We start from the raw sequence: 13,336 nt of genomic DNA, 5'->3' as shown, positions 1-13,336 counted from the left end.
TTTCTCTGAACAACTTGGGTGCGTAAAGCTTCCCCGCGATATGTTTACCGCGGGGAAGCTGTGTCCTACTCGACTTTGAAAGTCGCGGAGCTGCGCTTGATGACATCCCACACAACGTCGAGATAGTCGGCGCTCCAGTCGGTCTGCGGAACCCAGGTTTCGCCATTCCACTGCTCGACCCGAGTCTTGCCACCACCACCATGATCTTTGTCGGTCACTGTAACCGGGGCCATGGTGCCGTTTCCATCGAAGTTCTCGATCGATTCATAGGCATTCTTCATGCTTTCCGGTGTGATCGGCCAACCGTTTTCGGCAATCGCGATACGCGCGGCTTCAAAACCGACCGAATAAATCGCCATACCCATGTTATAGTACACGTCTCGCACCAGATTCTCGGGTCCGCTGCCCTTGCCATTGGCATAGTAGGTTTCCAGCATCGTCTTGACGATCGGAACTTCCTGGCCACCGGCCACGTTGGTTCCGCGCAAAATGCCTTTTGCCTCTTGTGCGCCAATGTTGGCGATATCGACCTCGTTGAGCCAGTTGACCGACAGGTAACGGTCGATCGGGAACCGGTTGCGGCGCATTTCCTTCGAGGCAACCACATGCCCGCCAGCCAGAAGCCAGCTGATCACGTAATCTGGCTTATCACGGCGGATCTTGCTCCAGGCACCGGCCTGATCCGAACCGGGAAGCGGCACGGGATAAAGCTCCAGTTCAAACCCTTCCTTTTCGGAAAGCGTTTTCAGGATCTCGATCGGTTCCTGGCCAAAGGGATAATCCAGATAGATGAACCCGATCTTCGCCTTGCTCAGGTCACCGCCCATCTGGCCCTTGATGAAGGCAACGTCATTTGCCGCCTGCTGCCAGTACGTCGGACCGACCGGGAAAACCCATTTGAACACTTCCCCGTCAACTGCATCGCCACGGCCAACGAAGGACTGCATCAGAACGTTGCCGTCCTTCATGGCACGCGGCAGAACCGCGTTCGTGACCGGCGTCGAGAGCATGTAGAAAAGGAACACGCCTTCGCGCTTGAGCTGCTCGTAGCATTCCACACCGCGCTGCGGTTCGTTGCCGTGATCGCGAACGATGATTTCTACCGGATGCCCTTCGATACCGCCATTTTCATTGGTGTACATCGCCAGATCCTGGGCGGCCTGGGCCACCTGCGGCGAAACGAAAGTGTAGGATTTGCTAAGGTCGAAGCAGAGTCCGAAGCGGATCGGCTCCTTGTCCTGCGCTGCGGCCACAGTCGCGCTTGCTGCCAGCGCGGCAGTCAGTGCCACCGCCTTTATGTGCTGTTTGACTTTCATGTTCTCTCACTCCCGTTGGTTTGGTTTGGTTTGGTTTGGGGCGGTGATACCGCTTTGCAAACGCCGCTGCCGCCCCGCGTAACGTCGCCCTTCCTGCTACCAGTCTTTCACTGCTCGTATTGTGAGGAACTTTCTTTCACCACGTCCCACACGACGTCCGTGTACTCAGAGATCCAGTCGGTTTGCGGCACCCAAGTCTCCCCGTCCCACATCTCGATCCGGGTCTTGCCACCGCCGCCATGATCTTCGGCCGTCACCGTAATGGGGGCCATCAGCCCGTTCGCGTCGAATCCCTCAAGCGACTCCAGTCCGGCCTTGTAGGATGTCGGAGTGATCGGCAGCCCCTCGGCTTCCGCCGCCTTGCGCGCGGCTTCGAACATGATCGAATACATGGCCAGCCCGGTGTTGTAGAAAACGTCCTGCGTGTTCTCGATCGGACCGGATCCCTCGCCCTTGTCATAAAGCTCGGCCATGATTTCCTGATACAGGGCAATATCCTGACCGCCCACGACATTGGTCCCGCGCTTGATACCTTTGGCGGCCTCTTTACCGATGTTGGCGATATCGACTTCGTTCAGCCAGTTGACGGAGATGTATTTGTCCATCGGAATGCGATTGCGCTGCATCTCTTTCGAGGCAACCACATGGGCACCGCCCAGCATCCAGACAATCACATGATCTGGGTTGTCCCGGCGCACCTTGGACCACACACCGGCCTGGTCGCTGCCAGGCAGTGGCACGGGGTACAGTTCAAGCTCGAAACCCTCTTTCTCGGACAGGGTTTCCAGGATCTCGATCGGCTCCTGCCCGAAGGGATAATCGAAATACACAAACCCGACCTTCACATCTGACAGATCGCCGTCATGCAATTGCTTGATGTAGGCGACATCGTTGGCGGCCTGTCCCCAATAGGTCGGCCCGATCGGATAGACCCAATCGAAGACGGTGCCATCAACGGCATCGCCGCGCCCGACAAGCGACTGCATCAGGATACGCCCGTCTTCCATGGCCCGCGGCAGGATAGCCAGAGACACCGGAGTGGACAGGGTATCGAAAACAAAGACGCCCTCGCGGCTGAGTTTCGAGTAGCACTCGATTCCGCGCTGCGGTTCGTTCCCGTGGTCACGCACGATGACTTCGACCGGTTCCCCACCGATGCCGCCCTTCATGTTGATGAGTTTGGCAAGGTCCATCGCGGCCTGTGAAACCTGCGGCGTGGCAAAGGTATAGGCCTTGCTGAGATCGTAGCAGATGCCGATCTTGAATGGCTCGGCCAGCGCCTGGGTGCCGAACAGCGCCCCGCCAACCATTGAAAATACTGCCAGCGCTTTGGTAAGTTTCTTCATTTTTTCCTCCCTGAACAGTTTTCGAATAGTACGTTAGCTCAGCCAACGTTTGCGTCGGCTGTAGTGCTTGACGTTGTGAAAATCGGTCTCTCCGCCGCCTAGATAGAACTCCTGAATGTCGGAGTTGGATTTGAGCGCCTCGGCCGTGCCGTGCATAACGACGCGGCCGTTTTCGATAAGATACCCTTGCGAAACGATCTCCAGAGCTGCCAGGGCGTTCTGTTCCACCAGCAGGACGGACAGGCCCTCATCCTTATTGATCTTTTGCAGGATGCCGAAGATTTCCTCGACCAGGAACGGAGCAAGCCCGAGACTTGGTTCATCAAGCATCAAAAGCTTCGGCTGGGTCACGAGGGCCCGCCCAATGGCAAGCATCTGTTGCTCACCACCCGACAAATAGCCTGCTTGCGAATTTTTGCGTTCGACAAGCCGTGGAAAATAGGCGTAAATCTTGTCCTTTTCCGCATTCAGCGTCGATCGGGACATTCCGCGCGGCGCGGCGGCGGTCAGGTTCTCGTCGGGGGTCAGATGTTCAAAGACCCGCCGCCCTTCGATGACATGACAGATGCCCATCTCGACGCGTTTTTGCGCGGGCGCTTCGGTAATGTCCGTTCCCTGGAACGTTATCTCACCTCGGCTGATGCGTCCGCGCTCGGCCTTCAAAAGACCGCTGATCGCTTTCAACGTGGTACTTTTTCCAGCGCCGTTCGATCCCAAGAGTGCGATCATCTCGCCCTTTGGGACTTGGACCGAAACACCTTTGATCGCCAGTATTACATTGTCGTACAGTACTTCGACGCTGTTCATGGATAGAATGTTCTGGGCTTCAACTTTTTCTTGCATCGGCATTCCCCTATTTCTTGAACTGATCGAAGGGCCAGACCATCAGATAGTCTCTGATGTTGCCGTAGAGTTTTCCCAAACCGAGTGGTTCGATCAGAAGGATAATGACGATCAGTGCGCCATAGACTGCGTTCGGGATGTGAGCGAGTGTTTCAACATCGATCTGCATGCCAAGCCCGTCACTCAGCGTGACGACGAGACCATTCACGATACCCGGAACAAGAAGGATCAGGGCAACACCGAAATAGGAACCGATAATGCTGCCAAGGCCGCCAACAATCACCATCGCAAGAACCTGGATCGAAACGGCAACCGAGAATTGCTCGGGTGCGGCGAGAAAGAAAAAGGTGGCAACAAGCAACGCACCGCTGACGCCTGCGATGAACGAAGAAGTCGCGAATGCGAGGATTTTGTAGTAGAAACTGTTCACACCCAGGATCGCGGCCGCAAAGTCTTTTTCCCGGACAGCGACCAAGGCGCGACCGAGTCCAGTACGCTTGAGATTAAGCATGAAGATCGTCACCAACACACACCAGCCGAAGGCGACATAGTAGAAGCCAGTATCAGTGGTAATCTCTTGCCCGAGCAGCGCCAATGTCGGTGACTGGAGCGACGCGTGTGAGCCCCCCGAGATCGCCGGAGAGTGGGTCAGAACCCAGTCCATCACGAATTGCATCGCAAGAGTGGTAAGGGCGAGATACAGTCCCTTGACCCGCAAAGCGGCAAAAGCAAACAGGCTGCCGATTACGGATGACGTCAATCCGCCGATGATAAGGGCGAATTCCCACGGCACCCCGAAACGCGCGGCATGGATCGACGAATACGCTCCGACGGCCATGACCGCAGCATAACCCAAGTGAAGTTGGCCTGCCCAACCTGTCACCAGATTCAATCCAAGCGCGGCGGCCGTCCAGATCAGCCAGGGAAGCATGTAGCTGTTCAGATAAAGCGACGGGATGATGAATGGCGCGGCAAGGCCAATCAAGAAGATGAATGCTGTCAGATTCCGGTCAGCAGGCACCTTGAAGATTCGGCTATCCGAAACGTAGTTGGCGTGATGGACGCCAGAAAGTCTGTAAAACATGCCTTACACCCTTTCGATGTCGTGACGACCGAACAGCCCGTGCGGACGGATCATGACGGTAAGAATGAGCACGGCAGCGACGATAAGCTCACGGCTTCCGCCTCCGACAAGCGGATCGAGGAAATCAGCGCCAACGTTTTCGACGACACCTAGGATGATGCCTGCGATCACGGCGCCAAGGATACTGTCGAGACCACCGAGAACGGCAACCGTCAGTCCTTTGAGAAGCAACAGCGACAGCGCCTGATCGACACCCTGAATCTCACCCCAGATGACGCCAGCGGCGACGGCAACAACGGATGCCAATGCCCAGGACAACCCAACGCCGCGCTCAACCGAGATACCTACCGACCACGAAGCCATGTAATCATCCGCGATCGCCCGCAACTTGATCCCGGTCCGGGTTCGGAAAAACAGCATGAATGCGACAAACAAGGCGAGCGCAACACCGGCACCAACCAGATGGATGCGGCTGATGAAGATGTCGCCCAGGAACAGCGGATCATAGCTGACGCCCAGTTCCATCGAACGCGACGTCCCGCCCCAGATCGCAAGCGTTGTACCCCGAAGGAAAATGTCGAGGCCGAGTGTCAGCATCAAGATCATGACAACCGGCCGACCTGCGAGACGGCGCAGAGCAACACGCTCAATGCCGAACCCAAGGCCGAACATGACAACCGCAGCCAGAGGGATGGCCAGCCACAAGGGTAAACCCACGTCGCGTGCCAGCGCCAGAACCACATAGGCCCCTACCATGGTCAACCCGCCCTGCGCCAGATTGGGCACCGAAGATGCCTTGTAAATCAGCACAAGGCCGATGGCGAATAGCGAGTACAGCAGACCCGTCAAGACTCCGTTGATCGCAAGCTCAGATAGAAAGACCCAATCCATTTATACCTCCCTGATTGGAAGGTTTCTTTCGACCTTCCCTACTTCCCCGGTCTCGTAAGTCACCTGCGCACTTACATGGACCTCTTTTGAACCGTCGTAGAGCGCTGCGATAACGTCAGCATAGCGTTCCTCAACGACCTTGCGCCGCAGTTTTCGTGTCCGTGTGATTTCACCATCGTCCGGGTCGAATTCTTTCGGCAGACTGACAAAGCGTTGCAGGCGCAATGGCTCGGTGACGGCCTTGTTGACCCGTTGGAACGCCTCGCGAAGCAACGTCGCGACCTCTTCACGCTGAGAAAGATCGGCATATGACACGTAAGGTACGCCGTTCACTTCGGCCCAGTGCCCCACGGCCTCGAAATCCACGCAGACCATCGCCGTCAGTTCCTTCAGCCCGGCGCCAATCACGGCCGCATCCTTGATATACGGGCTGAATTTCAACCGGTTCTCGATGTAGTTTGGAACGTAACGTTCACCGTCGGCGGTGTGCATGACCTCGGAGACACGGCCCAGAACAACCAGGTGTCCGTCGTCTTCCAGATAGCCGGCATCGCCGGTATGCAGCCACCCGCCCTCAAGCGCTTCGGCGGTCGCTTCGGGTTTGTTGAAATACCCTTCGAACACGCTGTCCGAGCGCAACAGGATCTCACCGTCTTCGGCAATGCTGACCTCGACGCCAGGCACCGGTTTGCCAACCGTATGAAGACGGACCTCGCCCGAAGCCTGAATCGCGTTGATCGCGCTGTTCTCGGTCTGGCCGTAGAGCTGACGCAACTTGATCCCCAGGGCGCGGTAGAACACAAAGGTGTCTTCCCCGATCGCTTCACCGCCGGTGAACGCGTTCTTGAGTCGGCTCATCCCGAACTGGTCCTTGATCGGTCCGAAAATGATTGCCTCGCCCAAAAGTCGGCCCAAAGGCTCCAATATACCACCGCTTTTTCCGTTCAGCTTGCGTGTCTCAGCTGCGATGGCCCGATCCATGAAGAAATGGTACAACCGTTTCTTGAAAGGGGTCGAATTCTCGATACCCACCTGGATTGTCGTCAGCATCTGGTCCCAGCTTCTCGGCGCCGCCAGATAGAAGGTCGGAGCGATCTCGCGCATGTCGCGCACGACCGTTTCCTGGCGCTCAGGCACATTCACGGTGAAACGCCAGAGGAGTGCCGCGGCAACGGTTATGGCGTAGTCTCCCACCCAGGCCATCGGCAGATAGGCCAGGATTTCCTCGTTTTCGTCGAATGCGCCCGCCGCATGTCCGTTCTTAGCGGCAGCAAGAACATTTTTGTGACTTAGAACGATACCTTTCGGCTCGCCCGTGGTCCCTGACGAATGCAGGAAGATGGCCGGATCTTCGGGTTTTGCACGACCGTAAAGCTCTTCGCGCAGGCCGGGGGCTTCATTCAGATCGTGCTGACCGACTTCGATCAGGTGATCCCAGGACATCAGCCCTTCGACCTCATAGAAACCAAGGCCCCGCGCTTCGTCATAAATGATGTGGTCGATCCCCTCGGCGCCCGCGGCCTTCAGTTCCAGGATCTTGTCAACCTGTTCCTGATCTTCGGCGATGGCCGCGACGATCTCGACTTCGCCAAGAAAGTGCCGCAGTTCCTCGAGAGTTGCACCCGGATAAGCGGGCATTGCGTAGGCACCAAGCAACGAAACAGCCAGCATGCCACCATACAGCCGCGCCCGATTGTCGCCCAGGATAAGCACCGCCTTGCCCGGTGTTACGCCGATTTTCTCAAGCCCGGCCGCGCAGGCCAGCACCTCTTCGGCGTATTCCGCCCATGTGGTTTCCTTCCAGATCCCACGCTCTTTTTCGCGAAGCGCGATTTCCGAACCGTGTTTCGAGGCGTTCCGCGCCAGAATTGCGCCGATCGTGTCGCTGCCCGAAGACTGTTTCTTCGTCAAATCAGTCATGCGACCCTCCGATATATGCCTCGATGACCCGCGGGTCCTTCACAACCTCCTTGGGGATGCCACTGGCGATCATTTCACCATAATTCAGGGCCAGCATCCGATCACAAATGCCGGTGATGACATCCATATGATGTTCGATCAGCAGAACGCTGACGCCGCGTTCGGCACGGGCATCCAGAATGAAACGGGACATATACCCTTTCTCTTCCTGGTTCATGCCGGCCATCGGTTCATCGAGAATCAGCATCTGTGGCTCGGCCACCAATGCCCGCGCCAGCTCGACCCGCTTTTTCAACCCGATCGGAAGACCATCGACCAACTCATGCCGAATGCTCTCGAGCTGTAGAAACTCGATCACCTCCTCGACGATTTTACGGTTCTCGATTTCTTCACGCTGTGCTGCCAACCAATATAGCGCCGTACGCAAAACGCCTGGGCTCATGTGGATGTGCCGCCCGAGCAGGATGTTGTCCAGAACGCTCATCCCGTTGAACAGAGCAAGATTTTGGAACGTTCTTGCAACGCCGAGCTTGGCAACCTTGTGAGGCGCCGTACCCGTAATGTCGTTTCCTGCCAGCCGGACCCTGCCCTCGTTTGGCGGGTAAAATCCGGTAATTGCGTTTGTTAGCGTTGTCTTGCCGCTGCCATTCGGACCGACAAGTCCAAAGATTTCCCCTTGTCGAATAACGAGGTCAACACCGGTGACAGCGACGATGCCGCCGAACCGTCGCTCGACCCCGCTGCACTCCAGTATCGCCCCATCATCGGCTCCGATTGCTGTTTTAATCTTTGTCGTCATCTAGATCTCATTGTCCCCCTAAGGTTCACGGCCAACATCAGGTAATCCGGAAGTAGTCCGGCCGCCCCGTTGGCCATGGATCCCCCCACAATTGCTGCCCACCGTCGATGTTCAGAACTTCACCGGTTACGAATTTCCCTGAATTGGCCGCCATATAGACAACCCCTTCAGCGACATCCCATTCGTCCCCGGCGTGCCGCATCGGGTTGGAGTCCTGAAATGTCGCAGAACCCTCCGGAGGGTAGTTCCCGAAACCGTTGCTTTCGCAGCAACCCGGCGCGACGCAGTTCACTCGGATATCGTGCGGGGCCCACTCCACCGCAACCGACTTGGACAGGTAAACTACCCCTGCCCGGGCCGCACAGGTATGCGCGATGCCGGGCATGCCGCGCCAGATATCGGCCACGATGTTGACGATGGAGCCTGGTTGCTTGTTGGCAACCCAGTGGCGCGCCGCGGATTGCATCATCCACCAGGTGCCGTTGAGGTTGGTGTCTATGACCGCATTCCAGCCCTTTGGACTGAACTCCAACGCAGCTTGCGGAAACTGACCCCCAGCATTGTTCACCAAAACGTCAATCGCCCCGAACTCCTGGTTCGTCTTGGCGACAAAATCCTCGACCTGCTCAGGCTCCCGGATGGTCATAGGCACAGCGAAAACTTCGCCCCCGAAACTTTCAAGGAACTCCTTGGCCAAAGCCAGTTTCTCTTCGTTGCGTCCATTGATCGCCAGATTGGCCCCGAGCCTTGCGAACAGGGTCGCAATTGCCAGCCCCAATCCGCCTCCAGCGCCGGTCACCACAACGATTTTGCCGGTGAATAAACCGCTTGCGTAAACGGTTGCACGTTTTGATAGGTCCTCCCTCGAAGACCCAAACTGCGTCTTATTCATGACGCCTCCTCCCATTCCCCATTAGGGGCAGTTGCCAGTAATCTAACGAGTGTTAGAAAAATGGTCAAGACACCTTTTCCCACCAGCCCCGCCCGTCATCTCCGATCAGTAAGACTTTGGAAGCCCAAGGGCTTTTTCTGCTATGAACGACAAAAGCATCTGCGGTGTCACCGGTACGATGCGGAACAGCAGAGCCTCCCGTACCAGTCGCTCCACGTGATATTCCTTGGCGTATCCGAATCCGCCAAATGTAATTTGCGCGGCTTCGGTCGCCTCGACCGCGGCGTCGGCGGCCAAAAGCTTGGCAGCGTTCGCCTCGACGCCGCAGGATTCTCCCGCATCGTAGAGGGCTGCAGCGTGCATCACCATGAGATTGGCAGATTCCACCCGCGCCCAGGCTTTGGCGAGCGGATGCTGAACACCCTGATTTTGGCCGATTGGGCGGTCAAAAATCACACGTTCGTTTGCATAATGCGCCGCGCGCGCCAGTGCGTTGCGCGCAATACCGATACATTCGCCGGCCACCAGGACGCGTTCGGGATTCAACCCGTGCAAAATTTGTCTAAAGCCTTTGCCTTCCTCCCCGATCAGGTCCTCAGCCGGAATCGGCAACCCATCGATGAAAACTTCATTCGAATCGACAGCTTTTCGACCCATCTTTTCGATCTCTCGCACGTCAACGAAATTTCGGTCGAGATCTGTATAGAACAGGCTCAGCCCTTCGGTCGGGCTGCTCACATCTTCAAGCCGCGTTGTCCTGGCCAGAAGCAGCATCTTGTGGGCCACCTGCGCGGTAGAAATCCAGACTTTTTGTCCGTGCACGACATATCTGTCCCCCTGCCGCACCGCCATGGTCTTCAGCTTTGTGGTATCCAGCCCCGTCGTCGGTTCGGTCACGGCGAAACACGCCTTTTCGTCACCCGCGATCAGAGGGCCAAGCATACGCGCGCGCTGCTCATCGGTCCCGAACTTCACCACCGGGTTGAGCCCGAAAATGTTCATGTGGATGGCCGAGGCTCCGCTCGCGCCGGCCCCCGACTCGGCGATTGCCTGCATCATTATGGTCGCCTCGGTGATCCCCAGACCCGCGCCGCCGACAGCTTCTGGCATGGCGATACCTAGCCAGCCGCCATCGGCCATTGCCCTGTGCAGTTCATGGGGAAAACCACCGTTGCGATCCCGATCCAGCCAATAGTCGTCGTCGAACCTTCCGCAAATCCGCAGAATCTGGTCGCGAATCTCTTGTTGGTCGGCGGTCAATCGAAATGTCATAGCGCGCGCCCTCCTTCCAATCTTACGAGCCCAGCCTCACATAGGGCCGTGATCCGCTCATCGTTAAAACCAAGATCACGCAGAATGCTTTGGCTGTCTGCGCCAGGCGGTCGTCCCAGCCAACGAAGCTGACCGGGCGTCGCGCTGAGATGAGGGACCGGGCCAATGACCTGAGTCTGTTCGCCAGCGACCGACACGATATCCCCGCGATGGCTTATCTGCTCGTTCGTCGTGATTTCCTCGACACTCAACACACGCGAGGCAACGGCATCATGGCGGGCGAATACCGCCTCCACTTCCTTAGCTGTGTGCTGCATGACAAAATCATTGATCGCATCGAAGACCACCGCCATGTGCTGCGACATCTCGCCAAGTGTCGCAAACCGCGGATCATCGGCAAGGGCGTCCCCGCCGACTGCCCGCAACAGTCGTTGCGCGGTTTCCGCGCTTCCTGCGGAAACGGTCAGCCACACCCCATCGGACGTTCGGAACATCCCCCCCGGAGCAAAGTCCATCGGCTGGCGCAGCCCATTGCGCCGCGGCGAGAGCTTCGCGCCCGTCAATGCGGGAACAGGATAGTCCATCAACCGAAGCAACGCCTCGAACACCGCAAGATCGACGACCTGACCGCGTGCAATGCCCTTTTCGCGAGCAAATAGCGCGATCATGACTCCCAAAGCGCCCATCAGCCCTGTCGTGCTGTCGGCTGCCGGAAACCCGGGGTGCATCGGCGGCCCGTCGGGAAAACCGGTCAGATGTGCTAAACCACTCATGGCCTCCGCAGCACGTCCAAACGCTGGCACGTCGCGCATCGGACCGTCCTGTCCGTAACCTGAAACCCGCAAGACAACCAAGTCCGGGTTCCAATCGTGCAGGACGTCTGGCCCAACACCAGCACGTTCTAGCACACCCGGACGGAAATTTTCGATCAGCACGTCGGCATCTTCAACCAACCTGCGCAGGATGTCCCGGCCCTCGTCGGACTTCCAGTCCAGGCCTAGTGTTTTCTTGTTGCGGCCCAAAGTCTTCCACCAGACGCCCACCCCATCCTCTGCCTTGGGTCCAAGGTCGCGCATCATATCCGTCCGGTTGGGGGCTTCGATCTTGATGACATCTGCACCAAAATCCGAGAGTAAAGCTGCCGCAAGTGGTCCGGCAATTACGTGACCAAGTTCTATAATCTTCAGTTGATCAAGGGGTCTAGACATCTGCACTTTCGACTCTGCTAATTTTCTAATGGTTGTTCGATTGCTAGCAAAGGCGAAGTCTGACCTCAAGATTCAAAGGTAATCACCTCCCCGAAAACGTAGCCGCCCGGTTGTTACCATGGATCAGTTCATTGGCGTCCAGTTCCATGGAAGCGGTTCGTTGAGCGGGTTGGTCATGTGATTGTGGATGCGGTCGAGGATTTCGGCCAGCCAGGCTTGCGGATCGTGGCCGTTCATCTTGGCTGTCTCGACAAGGGACATCGCCCGGGACAGCGTTTCGCCACCGCTGTCGGAGTGTGCGAAAAGCCAGTTCTTTCGCCCGATGCTGATCAGGTGATGTGATCCCCGAAAACTGGACCGGTTTGGCTTAGAGTTTTCCGCACGAATGAAGCGACACCCATCTTTGGACCAGCGGCGGGCAGAGTTTTCCGGCTATTGACCTGCTACCCGATGCTGGACCACCCGGGCGGGCGCTTCCGGTCATTCCGCGGTCAGTGAGGGCCATCTGCCACCGACCGATCCATGAGCTCTATCGGTGGCTTGTTGCCGATCGAGCTGTGTGGGCGAACTTCGTTGTAGTCTCTGCGCCAAGCCTCGCATTTTCGGGCCGCGTCGTCGAGGGTCATGAACCAGTGGGCACTCAAGCACTCCGCCCGGAACTTGCCGTTCAGGCTCTCGATGAAGGCATTGTCCGTCGGCTTCCCGGGACGCGAGAAGTCCAGGGTGACGTCCCGCTGGTAGGCCCAGAGATCAAGGTCGCGGGAGACGAACTCGCTGCCTTGGTCGACCCGGATCGTCCTCGGCAGGCCGATTTCGGCGCCGACCCGTTCGAGCACCTCAATCACGTCCGGGGCGCGGAAGCTGAACCGGGGCACGATTGCCGGGGCGTAGCGGCTGAAGGTGTCGACGATCGTCAGAACCCGGATCTTCGTGCCCGTCGCGAGTTGGTCGTGAACAAAGTCCATGGCCCAGGTCTCGTTGCTGCGAACTGCCGGGCAGCGGTCCTCGCGCAGGTTCGCCTTGACCCGTCGCTTCGGCGTCTTGTTCCTGAGCTGCAAGCCTAACGCCTTGTAAAGGCGATAAACCCTCTTCTGGTTTATGGCCCAGCCTTCGCGCCGCAGCAGGACATGGATGCGCCGGTAGCCGTAGCGTATCCGTGTCGCTGCGATCTCCTTGATCCGTTCCATCAGTGCGGCCTGCGAGCGGCGCCTGCCTTTGTAGTGGTAGCTCGATCGCTCGGCGCGCAGCACCTGGCAAGTCCGCCGGATGCTGACCTTCCAGGTCGCCCGAACCTCATCGACGAGCTGGCGCCGCCGCGCAGGCCCTACAGTTTTTTTGCCAGCACGTCCTGCAGCATCGCCTTGTCCAGGCTCAGGTCCGCCACCAGCTTCTTCAGCTTGCCATTCTCGTCCTCAAGCTGCCGCAGCCGGCGCATCTCCGACGGCATCAGCCCGGCATACTTCTTCCGCCAAGCATAGAACGTCGCCTCACTGATCCCGGCCTTCCGGCACACCTCGCCGATCACCGTGCCCTCTTCCGCCTGCTTCAGGACGAACGCGATCTGCGCCTCGCTGAACTTCGATCTCTTCATGTCAGCTCTCCGATTCCCGGCCCGATCCTAAACTGGAAAATCCCAGCTCGATCCGGTCCAGGAAGCGGGAAGCAGGTCACTATGATCGGGGTGACGGGCTGGTTGCGCCTCCCGATTTCGTCAGCAGGATCGGCGGTTTGTTCCCGATCGCGCTGTGTGGCCGTTCGTCATTGT

The 13,336-nt window shown here is 57.8% G+C and carries 11 protein-coding genes and 1 pseudogene; all 12 read right to left on the bottom strand.

Features of this window, described 5'->3' with window-relative positions; all coding sequences use genetic code 11:
• Positions 1-65: 65 nt before the first annotated feature.
• The 12 genes and pseudogenes from G455_RS0119390 to G455_RS0119335 all read right to left on the bottom strand — a co-directional run bounded on the left by G455_RS0119390 (position 66) and on the right by G455_RS0119335 (position 13,162).
• Positions 66-1,316 carry an ABC transporter substrate-binding protein gene (locus G455_RS0119390; RefSeq protein WP_028095210.1) on the bottom strand — a complete coding sequence of 417 codons (1,251 nt, stop codon included), beginning with the start codon at positions 1,314-1,316 and terminating at the stop codon, positions 66-68.
• 107 nt (positions 1,317-1,423) lie between these two features.
• Positions 1,424-2,662 (bottom strand): ABC transporter substrate-binding protein, encoded by a 1,239-nt coding sequence (locus G455_RS0119385; RefSeq protein WP_028095209.1) that lies wholly within the window; start codon positions 2,660-2,662, stop codon positions 1,424-1,426.
• A gap of 33 nt (positions 2,663-2,695) precedes the next feature.
• Complete coding sequence (locus G455_RS0119380; protein WP_028095208.1) at positions 2,696-3,505, bottom strand: ABC transporter ATP-binding protein; 810 nt, start codon at positions 3,503-3,505, stop codon at positions 2,696-2,698.
• A 10-nt stretch (positions 3,506-3,515) separates the two neighbouring features.
• Positions 3,516-4,589, bottom strand: coding sequence for a branched-chain amino acid ABC transporter permease (locus tag G455_RS0119375; protein WP_028095207.1), 1,074 nt, complete (start codon positions 4,587-4,589; stop codon positions 3,516-3,518).
• Positions 4,590-4,592: 3 nt separating this feature from the next.
• Complete coding sequence (locus tag G455_RS0119370; protein WP_028095206.1) at positions 4,593-5,480, bottom strand: branched-chain amino acid ABC transporter permease; 888 nt, start codon at positions 5,478-5,480, stop codon at positions 4,593-4,595.
• Positions 5,481-7,400: an AMP-dependent synthetase/ligase gene (locus G455_RS0119365; RefSeq protein ID WP_028095205.1), complete on the bottom strand. Its 1,920-nt coding sequence runs from the start codon at positions 7,398-7,400 to the stop codon at positions 5,481-5,483.
• Positions 7,393-8,199 carry an ABC transporter ATP-binding protein gene (locus G455_RS0119360; RefSeq protein WP_028095204.1) on the bottom strand — a complete coding sequence of 269 codons (807 nt, stop codon included), beginning with the start codon at positions 8,197-8,199 and terminating at the stop codon, positions 7,393-7,395. Before G455_RS0119360 ends, G455_RS0119365 begins: the two co-directional genes overlap by 8 nt.
• A 37-nt stretch (positions 8,200-8,236) precedes the next feature.
• A complete protein-coding gene (locus G455_RS0119355) occupies positions 8,237-9,091 on the bottom strand; it encodes an SDR family oxidoreductase (protein ID WP_028095203.1) in 855 nt (284 codons plus the stop codon).
• A 105-nt stretch (positions 9,092-9,196) separates the two neighbouring features.
• Complete coding sequence (locus G455_RS0119350; protein WP_028095202.1) at positions 9,197-10,363, bottom strand: acyl-CoA dehydrogenase family protein; 1,167 nt, start codon at positions 10,361-10,363, stop codon at positions 9,197-9,199.
• Entirely contained in the window at positions 10,360-11,571 is a 1,212-nt protein-coding gene (locus G455_RS0119345; protein WP_035367056.1) for a CaiB/BaiF CoA transferase family protein, read from the bottom strand. Before G455_RS0119345 ends, G455_RS0119350 begins: the two co-directional genes overlap by 4 nt.
• Positions 11,572-11,694: 123 nt before the next feature.
• Positions 11,695-11,901: pseudogene (locus tag G455_RS27005) on the bottom strand (transposase domain-containing protein); the annotation flags it as partial.
• Between the two features lie 161 nt (positions 11,902-12,062).
• Positions 12,063-13,162, bottom strand: a protein-coding gene (locus G455_RS0119335) for an IS3 family transposase (protein WP_088652433.1) whose coding sequence is annotated in 2 segments (ribosomal slippage) — positions 12,063-12,910 and positions 12,910-13,162 — 1,101 coding nt in all. Because the reading frame shifts where the segments join, the coding sequence is not laid out codon by codon here.
• Positions 13,163-13,336: the final 174 nt, after the last annotated feature.

The organism is Pseudodonghicola xiamenensis DSM 18339 (assembly GCF_000429365.1).
In the GTDB taxonomy this organism is placed as follows: domain Bacteria; phylum Pseudomonadota; class Alphaproteobacteria; order Rhodobacterales; family Rhodobacteraceae; genus Pseudodonghicola; species Pseudodonghicola xiamenensis.
This window is presented reverse-complemented; position numbering and strand designations above follow the sequence as displayed.